Genomic DNA, 14,576 nt, shown 5'->3' with positions numbered 1-14,576 from the left:
CAACGCGCCGTATGGTGAATCCATGTTCAGTGAATCTAAGTTCATAATGATCGTCGGCGCCGGCCCGACCGGCCTCACCCTCGCCCGCGACCTGCAGCGGCGCGGCGTCCCGTTCCGCATCGTCGAGAAATCGGACGCGCCGTTCACCGGCTCGCGCGGCAAGGGGCTGCAGCCGCGCACCCAGGAGGTGCTCGACGACCTCGGCCTCGTCGACGCGTTCCGGTCGGCCGGCAGCGACTACCCCGAGCTGCTCATCCACCTGCCGGGCGGCGGCGAGATGCGGCGGCGGATGGACCCGCTGCACGCGCCGACGCCCCAGGTGCCGTACCCGAACATCCTGATGGTCCCGCAGTGGCGGACCTGCTCCCTGCTCGCCGAGGGGGTACCGGTCGAGCTCGGGGTCGGCCTCACCGGCCTGGAACAGCTCGACGGCGGCGTACGGGTCACGCTCGAGGGCGGCGAGGTCGTCACCGCGCGCTACGTGGTCGGCGCCGACGGCGGGCAGAGCACGGTTCGCAAGCTGCTCGGCGTGCCCTTCGAGGGCACGACCCACGAGACCGAGCGCCTCATGATCGCCGACGTCCGGATCGAAGGGCTCGACCGGGAAAATTGGCACATATGGCCGTCCGAGAACTCGTTCCGCCTTGGCCTGTGCCCCCTCCCCGGCACCGAAGACTTCCAGCTCACGGCGCCACCATCCGATTTGTCCATTCCCGACCTCGTGGCGTCCGTCGACCCGTCGATCAAGGTCACGCACGTCGGCTGGACGTCGCACTTCCGAGCGAACATCAGGATGGTCTCGCGCTACCGGGTCGGCGACGTCTTCCTCGCGGGCGACGCCGCGCACGTGCACTCGCCGGCCGGCGGCCAGGGCCTCAACACCGGCATCCAGGACGCCTACAACCTGGGCTGGAAGCTCGCGGCGGACGTCGATTCCCTGCTCGACACCTATGAGGCCGAGCGCCTGCCGGTCGCCGCCGACGTCCTCGGCATCAGCACCCGCCTGCACCGCCGGCACGTGGACGGCGACGAGGACGCGATCTCGCGCGAGGATCCGGTGCTGCGCCAGCTCTCGCTCAACTACCGCCACGGTCCGCTGGCCGCCGAGCATCGCGATGCGCCTGGCGCCGTCCGGGCCGGCGACCGGGCGCCCGACGCGCCCTGCGGCGATGCCACGATCTTCGATCTTCTCCGCGGCCCGCACGCCACGTTGCTCGCCTTCGACTGGGCGGGCGACCTACCGGCCGCCACACCCCAGCTTCCGGTCCATCGCATCAGTGATCCGGCGGCATTTTTCGCGTACGACGTGAGCACGCCGACCTTGATGCTGGTGCGACCGGACAACTACGTCGGGTGCGCAACCCACGACCCGGCGCATGTGGCCGCTTACCGTGCGTCGATGGGTTTCTGACCCAAGGGTCGAGTGTGGATGTCCCCAAGATCTGATCAACTTGATCGGCGCCGCCGAATCGGTACCATCACCTGGCGCCGCATTCGTCAGACCCCGGGGACAGTCCGTGACAGAGAAGCGCTTTGCGGTAGTCGTCGGTGTCGACGACTCGAGTATCAGCGCGTCCCTGCCCGGCCTGCGCTACGCGGTCCGCGACGCCGAAGCGATCCGTGACCTGCTCTGCGACCCCCGGATAGGCACCCACGACCCGGCCGACGTCGAGATCTTCGCGGGCCCGCAGAGCAGCGCCGCCGCGATCAAGACCGCGCTGCGCCGCATCGCCCTCAACTCCGACCCGACCGACTCGTTGCTGGTCTACTTCGCCGGGCACACGCTGACCCCGGCGTGGAGTCCCGGCAGCGACGTCTACCTGGTCACCCCCGACCTCGACGAGGCCGCGCTCAGCTACGACCCCGACGCCGGCCTGCGGATGTCGTACCTGCAGCAGGACGTGTTCGAGCTGTTCGCCGGCTCGGCCACGCTGATCCTCGACTGCTGCCGCGCCGGGAGCCCCCTGGCGGCGCCCGGCCGGCCGGTCGACCTGATCAGCGTCGCCGGCCGCGACGATGCCCGGTACTGCGCGCTCGCCACCTGCGCCGGCGACAGCGCGGCCCGCGAAGACCCGTCACACGGTCACGGCGTGCTCACCCACCACGTGCTCGAGGCGCTGCGCGGCGGGGCCGCCGACGCCGACGGGCGGGTGACGTTCTCGGCGCTGAGCAGCTATGTGCTGTCCCAGGATCTCGAGCCGCTGCCGTCGGCGGTCGTGCAGTCCTGGGGCGCGACGGCCGCGCTCACCGTCTTCGGTCCCGGTTCGGCGCCTCTGGTGATCGATGCCGGCCCGGTTCCCGCGCCGCATCCCCTCCCGGTCATCACGCTCGAGCCGATTCCCGCGCCGCGATCGAGTTCCACGTCAGAGCCGCGTCCCGCGGCCCAAACGGTTTCCGCTGCCCAGCCGGTTTCCGCTCGACGGCCGGGTCCGGTTGAGGTCATGCCGCTGGAGAACCCGATCGACCGGCACGCCACCGCGATCGCCGGGCTCATCGACCGGCTGTCCGGCGCCGCCCGCGAGGCACAGGTCTCCGGCGCGATGTTGCGGGCCGACCGCGTGCACTACCTCATGGCGGCGACCGGCGCCGAGTCGGTGGCGCTGCTGGAATACACGCCCACCGGCATCACCACCATCGACGCGACCGCCCGCTTCGACCAGGACGGCGTGCAGACGCTGCTGCACTTCGCCGACGACCCGGTGCGCCCGCCGAGCCTCGAGTGGTTCGGGCGGATCTCGCGCGACGCGACCCGTACGGTGCTGTGCGTCCCGGTCAGCCGAAGCGACGACACGGTCCTGCTGCTCGCCGTGGTCGATCCGCCGCCCGCGCTGGTCGCGATCGGCCAGCCGATGGCCAAGGTGATCGAGACGATCTGGCGCACCGACTTCGCGGCGTCGCCGGCCGAGGCCGAGATCCAGGTGCTGACCGCGCTGCGCGAGACGTTCGGCCGCCTGCCGAACCCGCTGTACGAGCGTTGCTTCCGCCTCTACCACGAGGTGCTGCAGTCGTTCCGCATCGTGTTCCAGCCGGTCATCACGATCGGCCCCGCCGCCGCGAACGTGAGCGTGCACAGCTACGAGGCCCTGGCGCGGCGCTCGCTCGACGAGTCCCGGGCGCCGTTCGCGATGCTGCAGATCGCGCGGACCTGGGGCGACCGTTTCGTGGTGGAGCGCGACAAGGTCATCCTGCGGTCCGCGCTGCGGTCGTACGCGGTGGCGCACGCCGAGGGCCCGTGGGACGAGCCCAAGCCGGTGTCGGTAAACGTCTCCGTGCGCGCGCTGCTCGACGACTCGTACGTCGAGACGCTGCGCGAGGCCATCGCCGAGGCGTCGCTGCGGCCCGACGCGGTGACCCTGGAGATCTCCGAGCAGGACCCGATCGAGCCGCGCGACGGCGAGCAGTGGCCGGACGAGCCCCACGCGTACTTCCACAAACGACTCGCCGCGATCGCCCGCGACGTCGGGGTGGCCTTCGCCGTCGACGACTTCGGCACCGGCTACGCCTCGCTGTCCCGCATGGCCGAGCTGCCGCTGACCCAGATCAAGGTGGACCGCGCGATCCTGCACCACCCCCAGGCGCTGCAAGAGCTGGCGCTGGTGGTGGCGGTCGCCCGCGACACCAGCCACGGCCCGCGCGTGGTCATCGTCGAGGGCGTTGACGACGAGTCCCCGCTCACGCTCCGCCAGATCTTCGAGCGCCGCATCAAGCACATCCAGGGCTACATCACCCGCGAGCCGGCCGCGCCGCGCCTGCGCCGCCTGCGTCACGAGGCCCGCAAGGAGATCGCCGCCCTGGTCCGCGGCGACGACGGCAACCGCCCGTCCCGCCTGGCCGCCGAGGAGAGGGACTTCCAGCTCCGCCGCGGCGCCTAGCCATATGTCAACAACACGTTGACAACTGATAGTGTCCCCGCATGGCCGACCTCACCGCGCTACGCGAGATCCCCGCGGCGCGGGCGCGGCTGGACGCCTCGGAGCTGGAACTCATCGACCAGGCCCGGCGCGAGGGAGCGACCTGGGCCGACATCGCCTCGGCGCTGGGCCTGGGCAGCCGGCAGGCGGCCGAGCAACGCCGGTTGCGGTTAACATCCGCGTTGCGCCCCGTGCGCACCGATTCCCCGTACGGCCCGGAGGTTGCGGCCCTGCGTGAGGCGGCCGTCGAGCTGTTCCGGCGAGTCGGGGCCGACCGCCGCTGGGACACCCGTTTCCGGCGAGCGACCCTGGTACGCCAGACCCTCTCGTTCGCCGCCGACGCCCCGGTGTCCGGCCTGTATTCGCTGGTGGCCGACGTGGTGGCCGACCTCGCCGGCGTCGCCCTGCCCGGACCGACCCGTACCTGCGCCGAGCGGCTCAGCACCGCCATGGAGGCCGCCACTCCCCGTTGACAGATCGCCACTCAACTCTTGAAGATATGAGTCCACTCGACTCAATCCTCGGGAGGCCGTCGCCGTGCGCCGAAATGCGTTCCTGTTGGTCCTGATCTCACTGCTGTCCGGCTTCGGCAGCACCGCGATGACCTTGTCGGCCGGCATCTGGGTGGTCGACCTGACCGGCTCGGTGTCCCTGGCCGCCCTGACCGGCCTGTGCATCTACGCACCTACTTTCGCGGCGCCCTGGCTCGGCGCGCTGGTGGACCGCCTCCCCCGCCGTCCCCTGCTGATCTGGGTCGATGTCACCCTGGGCGCCCTGCTCCTGAGCTTGCTGACGGTCTCCGCCGCCCGGGACGCCTGGCTGATCTACGCGATCCTCCTGGCCCGAGGCGTGAGCTACGTGCTCCTCGACGCCGGCGAGACCGCGATCCTCCCCGCCGCTCTGCCCACCGCCTTGCTGGGCGACGTGAACGGTTGGCGATCGAGCGCGCAGGAGGGCATGAAGCTTCTGGCCCCGCTGGTGGGCGCCGGCTTGTACGCCTGGCAAGGCCCCGTTCCGGTGGTCCTGATCTGCGCCGCGATTCCCCTGCTGACCGCCGCCTGCTACGCCCTGCTCAACCTGCCGGTCTTGCTGGCCGGCACGCCGCCAACCGCGCCGCCCGCCACGGGCGCACACCGACCGGAACGCGGTGAGATCCGGGTCGGCTTGGCGGCCCTCTTCGGGAACCCGGCCGTCCGCGCTCCCGTCCTGGTCGCCGCCGCCGCGATCGGCCTGTCGGGTCTGGCGAACGCCGCGGTGATCGGCCAGGTCGTCCACGGCCTCCATCTCCCCGCCACCCGCCTGGGTTACCTCTCCACCGCCCAGGGCGCCGGCTCCATCCTGAGCGGCCTGCTCGTGGGCCGCCTCCTGGCCCGCCTTTCCCCACTGCCGGTAGCCGCCCTCGGCGCCACCGTCTTCGCCGCCGGCTGCGTCAGTTCGTCGATCCCGTGGTGGCCCGCGATGATCGCCGGCAGCGCCCTGGCCGGCCTGGGCCTGGTGTGGTCGCTGATCGCCGGCGTCACCGCCGTCCAGACCCGCACCCCCGACCACCTGCTGGGCCGGGTAGCCGCCACCTCCAACACCGTCATGTTCGGCCCGGTGGCCCTGGCCATCCCCCTCGGCTCGGCCGCCGTCCACTTCGGCCCCACCCCGTTGTTCCTGGCCACCGCCATCTTGTCCCTGACCGCGGCCGCCACAACCCTGCACCAGCCAAAACTCGCAGCCAGCTCCCACCAGGCTCCGCCGCCCACCCACCAGCAACCTTGATGAACTGCCGCGCACACCGCACCCCTACTCGTCAGGGCTCAACCCGCGCCGCAGGCAAAGCCCCAACGCCGTCGCGACCTTGATAAGTCGCCGCGCACACCGCCCGCCAACTCATCACGGCTGAAACCCGCCGTGGGGCACCGTGCCCAGCCCGCTCCACGATCTCCGCGAAACGATCTCCAGAAGCGATCTCCACGAAGCGAAGCGAAGCGGCCGGCCGTCAGGAAGCAGAGCTGCACGCCGCCCGCGGCTCGGCCAACCCGGACCCCGCAGCAACCCCCGGCGAACTCGGCTGCTCGCCACCGCCAACCCCTACCGGCGACCTGAACTGTTCGCCACCGCCACCCCCCACCGGTGTCGCGGCAGCAGCCGACGCCAAGACCGGCGGCCGGCGCAGCAAGATCGCAGTGATGAGAATTGCCACCACCACAAAGCCGGCCGCCACCAGAAACGCCCGGGTATACCCGTCCCGCAGCGCCTCCACCAGCGGAACTCCCACCGCCGCACGCCCCGACGTATGAGCCGCCGCGACCACCGCCAGCACCGACAGTCCCAGCGCCCCACCGGCCTGCTGCGCCGTGTTGCTGAACCCCGACACCATCCCGGTGTCGGCGGGCGCGGCCCCCGTCATGGCCAGCATGATGATCGCCGGCACGGTGACCCCCACGCCCAGCCCCATCACCAGCAGCGGAGGCAGCAGATCCGCCACGTACGACACCTCAGCCGGCACCCGCGACAGCAACAGCAACCCGACCAGCAGCAATGACAGCCCACCGATCAGCACCGGCCGGGGGCCGAACCGCCCGGTCACGCGAGGCGCCACGAAGAGTGACACCAGCCCGATCACGATCGGTGTGGGGAGGAACGCTAGCCCGGTGCCCAGCGCGTCGTACCCCATCACCCGCTGCACGAAAAGCGCGTTCAGGAACTGGAATCCCATCCCGGTCGCGAACACCAGCAGCACGGCCGCGTTGGCGGTGAGCAGCCATCGCCGGAACAGAACCCGCAGCGCGATCAGCGGCCGTCGCGCCAGCCGCTGCCGCAGCAGGAAGCCAAGGATCAGCAGCACGGCGACGGTTCCGCTGAGTGTGGCGGGCCCGGTGGCGTCGGGCGATCCCGTACGGACGATGGCGTAAACCCCGAGCGACAGTCCCGCCGTGATCAGCAAAGCCCCGGGAAGGTCGAGCCCGCCGGCGAGCCCCGGCCCGGCCTCGCGCGGAATCAGCCGCCGCCCGGCCAGCCACACGCCCACCCCGATCGGCACGTTGACCAGGAAGATCGCCGGCCAGCCGACGGCGTCGGTGAGCACACCGCCCACGACGAACCCGACCGCGGCCCCGCCGGCCTGGGTGAAGCTGTAGATCCCCATGGCCCGCGCCTGCTCGGCCGGCTCGGGGAAGAGCCGCACGATCATGCCGATCACGACCGCGGCGGCCAGCGCCCCGCCGGCCCCTTGCACGAACCGGCCGGCCACCAGCAGGCCCGCGCTGCCGGCCAGCCCGCACAGCAGGCTGGCGATCGTGAACAACCCCAGCCCGGCCAGGAACACGCGCCAGGCGCCGACGAGGTCGCCGAGGCGCCCGGCGAGCAGAAGCAGGCCGGCGAACGCGACCAGGTAGGCGTTGACGACCCAGGCCACCCCGGCGGCGGAGAAGCCCAGATCGCGCTGAATGTCCGGAACGGCTACGGCGACGATCGTGCTGTCAAGAACGATCATCAGCGACATGGCGCAGAGCACGGCGAGTGCGGCTGCGCGGCGGCTAACGGAAAGGCTCATGGCCAGACCGTAGCAGATAATCCGCTAGCGGACTATCTGTTTGTCACCTGCCTCGCGCCCGCCGGATCGGCTGCGGACCCGGATCGCGTGAGACCCCGGCCAGCGCGCCGAGCGCCTCGACGAAGGCGGCGCGCGACTCGTCGGGCAGCGTGCCGAGCGCCGACGCGTGCACCTGGTCGACGATGCGCTGGCCCTCCTCGGCGGCGAGCCGGCCCTTCTCGGTGACCGCGATGATCCGTGCGCGACGGTCGGTGGCCGACGGGCGCCGCTCGGCCAGGCCGCGCCGCTCGAGCTCGTCGACGGTGCTGACCATGGTGGTCTTGTCGAGATCGGCGAGCGCCGCGAGCTGGATCTGGGTGCGCTCCTCCTCGAGCGCGTGCACGAGGATGCACTGCATGCGCGGGGTCAGATCGACATCGGCGAGGGCGGCGCCCAGCCGGTTGGAGAGCACGTGGCCGGCCATGTTGAGCAGGCCGGTGATGTCGCGCTCGGTGCGTTCGGGTGCTGCCATGTACGTCATCCTAGCGCCGGATTATCCGTAACTGGATTATCCAGAGAATGGACGACCGGCGGACCTGCCCCCGTGCCGGCCCACCGGTCGTCGTCTAGAATGGCCTCCTTAAAAGACCATTTATCCGAATTCCCCCTAGAAACCGGGTTAATCAGGCGAGTGCCGCCCAGGTCGGCGCGAACGGCCGGACGAGCAGCGGCATCCGCGCCTCGCTCGGCGTCCGGTCGCCCTTGCGGTTGTTGCATCGACCGCACGCGGCGATGGCCCCAAGCGGTCGATCAACACCGTACGGGCGTACGCGGGACGTGTCGCTCGATTTCTTGGGTGGGCGGAGCCACCTCGGGGCGTCGATCGGCGCCTGCTCAAACTAGCCAAGGCCGGAAGCGTCTCGCGTCGCCGCACGCTCGCGCGTCACGACCGACAGCCTCCGGCAGGACCTGGAACAGCCGCGCCACCCACTTCGAGCCCGAAGGCGAGTTCACCGGCGACCAACTCGCCGCTGATGAGCACTCGCCGGCTCTCGATGGTGGCGACTCTCTGAGATCACCAACTACACCAGACCTGACTTGTTTTCGCCCCGTGACCTCGCCACACCGCTGACCGACTTGCTCACGTCCGGCATACCCTCCGCCCCGGTCACACTCGGCTTATGAAGATCCCCGCGACTCCTTCGCAGCCGGATTGCGCGATTTCGGCAAGTTGACGTGGCCCCGGTTCGGCATTCTGAAGTGGCCCCGGTCACCGATCAGAAATCCTCCGCCACGTCGTCAGTTCTGGTAGCCCCCTCGTACCGTGGAAGGATTGCTGACCATGACCGACGCTGGACCGCTGGGCGCTGACGAGGCCACGTTCATCGCGGTGGTTCGCTCAGGCGACGCGGCGCGGTTCGCGCTCATCACGGAGCGCCACCGGCGTGAGCTGCAGGTGCACTGCTACCGGATGCTCGCGAACTACGAGGACGCCCAGGACATGACGCAGGAGACGTTCCTGCGGGCGTGGAACAAGCGGGAGTCGTTCAAAGGTCGTGCGGCCCTGCGGACCTGGCTGTACCGGATCGCGACGCACGCCTGCCTCGACTTCCTGGAGAAGCGCAACGACCGCACACCCGTATCGTCCGAGCTGCCGGGCCCCGGCTCCGAGGTGCTGTACCTGCAGCCGTACCCCGACCGGATGCTCCCCGAGGACCCGCAGGAATCGGTGGTGGCGCGGGAGACGATCGAGCTGGCGTTCATCGTCGCCGTCCAGCACCTGCCGCCGCGGCAGCGGGCGGTGTTCATCCTGCGCGACGTCCTCGGCTGGCCGGCGTCGAAAGCCGCCGACGCCCTCGAGTTGACCATCGCATCGGTGACCAGCGCACTGCAGCGGGCCCGTGTGACGATGCGCGAGCAGCTGCCCGACCGCCGCCTCGACTGGCGGAGCCCCGCCGCCCACGAGCTGTCGAATGACGAGCGCGGCGCGGTGAAGTCGTACATCGAGGCCCATGAACGCAACGACCTCGACGGGCTGATGTCCCTGCTGCGCGACGACCTGCGCTTCGCGATGCTGCCCGATCCGGGCACCGTGACCACGACGGCCAAGGACGCGGCGGACGGCTGGGTCTCCGGTGGGCTCTTCCAGCGCGGCCACGACGACTGGCGCGGTATCACCACGACGGTCAACCGCATGCCTGCCGCCGCGCTGTACCTCCGCACCCCCGACCACCCGGAGTACCGGCTATTTGCCATCGCGGTCCTGCACATCGTCGACGGGAAGATCGCCGAGCTCACCGGATTCGACGCCGCCGACAAACCATGGCTGGACCTGCCCCCGACACTGTGATCACACATGTCCCTATCGTCGACGAGTCCAGCGCGCGGACCGCCGTCACCGAAGTCACCGCGGAATGAGCACCCGACACGCCAGGAAGGGTTTCGACCTGGCCTCACGAGCCGAGAATGTGGCCCGTGCTCATCGCCTCGTCTCGTATCGGGTCAGCATCACGCCGCCGGGAAACGTCCGCGTCTCCACCAGGGTCAGGTTCACCCAGCTGTCCAGCGTGGTGAAGAACGGCGTGCCGCCGCCCACCAAGACCGGCACGGTGACCAGCACGTACTCGTCGATCAGCCCGGCCCGCATGGCCGCCCCGGCAAGCGTCGCGCCGCCGATGTCCATCGGGCCGGCGTCCTCGGCCTTGAGCCGGGTGATCTCGGCGACCGTGTCGCCGGTGACCAGGCGGGTGTTCCAGTCGACCTTGTCGATCGTCGAGGAGAACACCACCTTCGGCATGTCCCGCCAGCGACGGGCGAACTCGATCGCCGCCGGTGTGGCGCCGGGCTGCTGGTCGGCGGTCGGCCAGGGGGAACTCATCACCTCCCACAGCTTGCGCCCGTACAGCGCCAGGCCCGTCGCCGCCACCCGGTCGGACCACCACTGGAACAGCTCGTCGCTCGGCGACGAGTCCGGTCCCTCACCCCCACTCCAGCCGAGGTCGTCGCCGGGCGCGGCGATGTAGCCGTCCAGGGTCACATTCATGGCAAAGGTCAGTTTCCGCATGGCGTCAGCCTCTCGTGAGTCGATCTCACACGTACAGACGGGCGCGGCGCGAAAACCTAATCGGTGCGCGATCTGCGTCCGTAGAAGCGCGCTCCACCTCGGACAACCGATCAACGATCTCGGTTGAAGGCGCCGAAACCCCGTGGGTCAGGAGGCCAGCGAGCGACGAATCGCCACCGCGAGCTGCGCCAGCCCCACCACGGCGAGCCCAAGCCACAGCCCGGCGGCCACCGTGATCATCAGACCGGCGACCACGCCGCCCAGCAGCAGCCCGAAAACGGCGATCAGAACGCGGGTGGGCCGCTCGGCAACGGTGACGGCGCCGATCTCGGCCATCCCGGCCGCGGTGGCACGCGCCCGCGCGTACTCGTGGAGCCAGCTCACCGCGCCCGCCGCCACCACCAGCCAGGCCGGCGCCCCCGCCAGCCAGAACGCCAGCAGCCACGCCGCCTCGCCCAGCCGATCGGCCACCGAGTCGTAGACGTAGCCGAGCCGGCTCGCCCGCTCGGTCACCACCGCCACCGCGCCGTCGAGCCCATCGGCCAGCGCCGCCAGCAGCACCAGCACCGCCGCGAGCACGAAGCCCGGTCGCCCCGCGGTCACCGCGAGCGGCACGCACCAGCAGAGGATCAACCCCGCGGTGGTCACGGCCGTCGGTCCGACGCGCTTGCCACCGAGCCAAGACCCGATCCGGTACGCGATGAGCACCCACCCCCGCACCAGCGGAGAGGCCCGGCCCGGATCGAACCCGCCGTGCAGCCGAGCCCAGGCCGCGCAGTACTGCTCCCAGGTCACCTAGGGTCAGGCGGCCGCCGCGGCGACCTCGGACGGCGCCAGGAGCTGCCACACCTCGCGCGTGGCCGTCGAGCGGTTGAGCGTGATGAAGTGGATGCCCGGCACGCCCTCGTCGAGCAGCTTGGCGCACATCTCGGCGCACAGCTCGACGCCCAGCTCACGCACGGCCGCCTCGTCGCCGGCGACCCGCTCGAAGCGCGCCAGCAGCTTCGGCGGGAACGGCGCGCCGGACAGCTGCGACGACCGCTCGATGGTCGCCATGCGGGTCACCGGCATCACGCCGGACACGATCGGCGTCTCGCAGCCCACCGCGGCCACCCGGTCGCGCAGACGAAGGTACTCATCGGCGTCGAAGAACATCTGGGTGATGGCGAAATCGGCGCCGGCGCGGCATTTGCGTACGAAATTGTGGGTGTCGCTCTCGATGTCGAGCGAACGAGGGTGCTTGTAGGGGAACGCGGCGACCCCCACCGAGAAATCGCCGGACTCCTTGACCAGTCGCACCAGGTCTTCGGCGTAGAGAACGCCCTCGGGGTGCCGCACCCACTCGCCCATCGGGTCGCCGGGCGGGTCGCCCCGCACGGCCAGCACGTTGCGGATGCCGGCGCCGGCGAGCCGGCCGATCACGTTGCGCAACTCGGCGACCGAGTGGTTGACCGCGGTCAGGTGCGCCATCGGCAGCAGCGTGGTCTCGGTGGCGACCCGCTCGGTCACCGCGACCGTCGTGTCGCGCGTGGTGCCGCCCGCGCCGTACGTGATCGAGACGAAGCTGGGCCGCAGCGGCTCGAGCTCGCGGATCGCCCGCCAGAGCAGCCGCTCGCCCTCGGCCGTCTTGGGCGGAAAGAACTCGAATGAGAACGTCGGCGCGGCCGCCCGGATCAGCTCACCGATCGCCGGTGTGCCGGGTAAGCGCGAGGGAAGTCCGAGAGCCACGCCGACGACTCTACCGGCAGCCACCGACATCCCGTCAGATAGCGTCTGCGAGGTGACTTCCCCCGTTGAACTGGCCGGACTGCGCCCCCGGGTCGACAAGGCCCTCGCCGCGTTCCTGGCCGAGCAGCGCACCCGTCTCACCGGCATCGACGCGGCGCTCGCGGAGGTCTCCGACGCGCTGGAAGACTTCGTGCTCGGTGGCGGCAAGCGACTGCGGCCGGCGTTCGCCTACTGGGGATATCGCGGCGCGTTCGGCGGCGACTCCGACGCCGTGGTGGCCGCGGTGTCGGCGCTCGAGCTGGTGCAGGCCAGCGCGCTGATCCACGACGACCTGATGGACCGGTCGGACACCCGGCGCGGCGAGCCGTCGGTGCACCGGCGGTTCGAGCACCGGCACCGGGCGGCGTCCTGGCGCGGCGCGCCGGCCTCGTTCGGCGAGAGCGCCGCCGTGCTGCTCGGCGACCTGGCCCTGGTCTGGTCCGACGAGCTGCTGCACGTCGCGGGGCTGGGCCCGGCCGAGCTGGGCCGCGCGCGCCCGGTCTTCGACGAGATGCGCACCGAGGTGACGGTCGGGCAGTATCTGGACGTTCTGACCCAGGCGACCGCCGACACGTCATTGGAGCGGGCCGGCAAGGTGGCCAGGTTCAAGGCCGCGAAGTACACGGTCGAGCGGCCGCTGCTGCTGGGCGCCGCGATCGCGGGCGGACCGGCCGAGGTGGCGGCCGCGTACTCGGCGTTCGGGTTGCCGCTGGGCGAGGCGTTCCAGCTGCGCGACGACATCCTCGGGGTGTTCGGCGACCCGTCGCAGACCGGTAAGCCGGCCGGCGACGACCTGCGCGAGGGCAAGCGGACGTACCTGATCGCGGCCGCGTTCGGCGTGCTCGGCGAGGCCGAGCGGGCCGAGCTCGACGCGGGGCTCGGCGATCCGGAGCCGGACGTCGAGCGGTTGCGGTCGCTGATCCGCGACAGCGGCGCGCTGGCGGCGACCGAGCGGCGGATCGACGAGCTGATGTCGGCGTCGCTGGCCGCGCTGGAGGCGGCCCCGATCGACGAGGACGCCCGCACGGTGCTGCACGCGCTGGCCGACGCGGCGACCCGCCGCACGGTCTGACGCGCCTCGTCCGCGGCCGGCGCATTGCTCGGCGAAGGGTCAGCGCGCCTCCTTCGCGGCCGCCGGCGGCTGGCTCGCCGCGTAGCGCTTGGCGAGCGGCTTCGCGCTGAGGCCGTGGGCGAACACGCTGAGCACCACCGTGATGCCGATGATCGCGACGGCGTCCACGGCCTCGCCGCGCAGATCGTCTAGGGCGATCAGCGCGAAGATGATCGAGGCGAGCCCGCGCGGGCCGAACCAGCCGATGAACGCCACGGTCCGCGCCGGCAGCCCGGCGCCCAGCAGCGCGAGCGCGACCGGCGCCATCCGGATCACCGTGAGGCTGAGGACGGCGTACCCGAGCATCGCCCAGCCGGCGTTCTCGAGGACCACCGGCACGACGACGGCGCCGAACAGGAGCCAGGTCAGCAGCGACACCAGTCCGGCCGTCTGCTCGACGTAGAAGATCTCCCGTGTCCCGCCCCGCCCGGCGGCGTGACCGAACGCGAGCCCGGCCACGAACGCGGCGACGAATCCGTTGCCCCCGAGCCAGATGGTGCCGGTGTAGGTCGCCAGGGCGAGTGCCAGCACGGCCGGTCCCTCGAACGCCGCCGCGACCCATCCCCGGTGCCGCGCCGCCCGCATCGCATGCCCGCCCGCGAGCCCGGCGACGATCCCGGCGGCCACGCCGATCAGGATGCCGACCAGGGCGTGGCCGTGTGCGCTCGCCGCGGTCGCGGCGGCGGCGATCGCGTACGTCACCACCGGCGTCACGATGCCGTCGTTGAGCCCGCTCTCGACGTTCAGCACCCGCCGGACCCGTTCGGGCACGGTGGGATCGGACATCACGACCGAGGCGAGGGCCGCGTCGGTGGGGGCGAGCGCGGCGCCGACCAGCAGCGCAAGCCACACGCCCATCCCGCCGAACAACCACATGGCCAGCAACGTCCCGGCGGCGATGGTGAGCGGCAGCCCCACCCCGAGCAGCCGGGCCTGCACCCCGAGGTCGGCACGGATCTCCCGCGGCCCGACCCGGGAGGCGTCGGCGAACAGAAACCACACGAGGGTCACCTCGGCGAGGATCCGGACGGTTCCCCCGGCCGCGTCCGGCTCGTCGAGGTGCAGGCCGCGGGCGAGCAGCAGCCCGATCGCGACGAACACCACGGGCGCGGTCAGGTCGGCGCGCCCGAGCCGGGCCGAGCCGAGCCCCCAGCCGAAGACGGCCAGCATGACCAGGGCAAGCGCCGCCTCCTCCATGCAGCG

General features: G+C 71.3%; 12 protein-coding genes. 6 read left to right on the top strand and 6 right to left on the bottom strand.

All coding sequences use genetic code 11. From position 1 onward, the window contains the following. The first annotated feature begins 22 nt into the window (after positions 1-22). The 4 genes from ACIA5D_RS38760 (at position 23) to ACIA5D_RS38745 (ending at position 5,675) form a co-directional block, all read left to right on the top strand. Positions 23-1,411, top strand: a complete 1,389-nt coding sequence (locus ACIA5D_RS38760; RefSeq protein WP_396035469.1) for an FAD-dependent monooxygenase — start codon at positions 23-25, stop codon at positions 1,409-1,411. 106 nt (positions 1,412-1,517) lie between these two features. Next, on the top strand, positions 1,518-3,872 hold the full coding sequence (locus ACIA5D_RS38755) for an EAL domain-containing protein (protein ID WP_396035468.1): 2,355 nt from the start codon (positions 1,518-1,520) through the stop codon (positions 3,870-3,872). Between the two features lie 41 nt (positions 3,873-3,913). Next, positions 3,914-4,384 (top strand): hypothetical protein, encoded by a 471-nt coding sequence (locus ACIA5D_RS38750; protein ID WP_396035467.1) that lies wholly within the window; start codon positions 3,914-3,916, stop codon positions 4,382-4,384. A 64-nt stretch (positions 4,385-4,448) separates the two neighbouring features. Next, positions 4,449-5,675, top strand: a complete 1,227-nt coding sequence (locus ACIA5D_RS38745; RefSeq protein ID WP_396035466.1) for an MFS transporter — start codon at positions 4,449-4,451, stop codon at positions 5,673-5,675. A gap of 220 nt (positions 5,676-5,895) precedes the next feature. On the opposite strand, the gene ACIA5D_RS38740 is transcribed toward ACIA5D_RS38745, so the two are convergent. Together ACIA5D_RS38740 and ACIA5D_RS38735 are read right to left on the bottom strand one after the other, a co-directional pair. Further along, entirely contained in the window at positions 5,896-7,452 is a 1,557-nt protein-coding gene (locus ACIA5D_RS38740; protein WP_396035465.1) for an MFS transporter, read from the bottom strand. 43 nt (positions 7,453-7,495) lie between these two features. Beyond that, positions 7,496-7,963 (bottom strand): MarR family winged helix-turn-helix transcriptional regulator, encoded by a 468-nt coding sequence (locus ACIA5D_RS38735; RefSeq protein ID WP_396035464.1) that lies wholly within the window; start codon positions 7,961-7,963, stop codon positions 7,496-7,498. 810 nt (positions 7,964-8,773) lie between these two features. On the opposite strand from ACIA5D_RS38735, the gene ACIA5D_RS38730 reads away from it, so the two are divergent. Continuing rightward, positions 8,774-9,781 carry an RNA polymerase subunit sigma-70 gene (locus ACIA5D_RS38730; RefSeq protein ID WP_396035463.1) on the top strand — a complete coding sequence of 336 codons (1,008 nt, stop codon included), beginning with the start codon at positions 8,774-8,776 and terminating at the stop codon, positions 9,779-9,781. 129 nt (positions 9,782-9,910) lie between these two features. On the opposite strand, the gene ACIA5D_RS38725 is transcribed toward ACIA5D_RS38730, so the two are convergent. From ACIA5D_RS38725 to metF, 3 genes are all read right to left on the bottom strand, one after another. Beyond that, positions 9,911-10,495, bottom strand: a complete 585-nt coding sequence (locus tag ACIA5D_RS38725; protein WP_396035462.1) for a dihydrofolate reductase family protein — start codon at positions 10,493-10,495, stop codon at positions 9,911-9,913. A gap of 147 nt (positions 10,496-10,642) precedes the next feature. Further along, entirely contained in the window at positions 10,643-11,290 is a 648-nt protein-coding gene (locus ACIA5D_RS38720) for a CDP-alcohol phosphatidyltransferase family protein (protein ID WP_396035461.1), read from the bottom strand. A gap of 6 nt (positions 11,291-11,296) precedes the next feature. Then, positions 11,297-12,223, bottom strand: coding sequence for a methylenetetrahydrofolate reductase [NAD(P)H] (gene metF, locus ACIA5D_RS38715; protein WP_396035460.1), 927 nt, complete (start codon positions 12,221-12,223; stop codon positions 11,297-11,299). A gap of 52 nt (positions 12,224-12,275) precedes the next feature. Here metF and ACIA5D_RS38710 point away from each other — a divergent pair, with 52 nt between their 5' ends. After that, complete coding sequence (locus ACIA5D_RS38710; protein ID WP_396035459.1) at positions 12,276-13,334, top strand: polyprenyl synthetase family protein; 1,059 nt, start codon at positions 12,276-12,278, stop codon at positions 13,332-13,334. Between the two features lie 39 nt (positions 13,335-13,373). Here ACIA5D_RS38710 and ACIA5D_RS38705 read toward each other — a convergent pair whose 3' ends face one another. After that, entirely contained in the window at positions 13,374-14,570 is a 1,197-nt protein-coding gene (locus ACIA5D_RS38705; RefSeq protein ID WP_396035458.1) for a cation:proton antiporter, read from the bottom strand. Positions 14,571-14,576: the final 6 nt, after the last annotated feature.

The sequence above is a fragment of the Actinoplanes sp. NPDC051513 genome (assembly GCF_044454685.1).
Taxonomy (GTDB): Bacteria; Actinomycetota; Actinomycetes; order Mycobacteriales; family Micromonosporaceae; genus Actinoplanes.
This window is presented reverse-complemented; position numbering and strand designations above follow the sequence as displayed.

Coding starts and splice junctions, on each gene's coding strand:
- ACIA5D_RS38730 (WP_396035463.1), top strand. CDS start 8,774: ATGACCGACGCTGGACCGCTGGGCGCTGACGAGGCCACGTTCATCGCG.
- ACIA5D_RS38725 (WP_396035462.1), bottom strand. CDS start 10,495: ATGCGGAAACTGACCTTTGCCATGAATGTGACCCTGGACGGCTACATC.
- ACIA5D_RS38740 (WP_396035465.1), bottom strand. CDS start 7,452: ATGAGCCTTTCCGTTAGCCGCCGCGCAGCCGCACTCGCCGTGCTCTGC.
- ACIA5D_RS38750 (WP_396035467.1), top strand. CDS start 3,914: ATGGCCGACCTCACCGCGCTACGCGAGATCCCCGCGGCGCGGGCGCGG.
- ACIA5D_RS38705 (WP_396035458.1), bottom strand. CDS start 14,570: ATGGAGGAGGCGGCGCTTGCCCTGGTCATGCTGGCCGTCTTCGGCTGG.
- ACIA5D_RS38760 (WP_396035469.1), top strand. CDS start 23: ATGTTCAGTGAATCTAAGTTCATAATGATCGTCGGCGCCGGCCCGACC.
- ACIA5D_RS38735 (WP_396035464.1), bottom strand. CDS start 7,963: ATGGCAGCACCCGAACGCACCGAGCGCGACATCACCGGCCTGCTCAAC.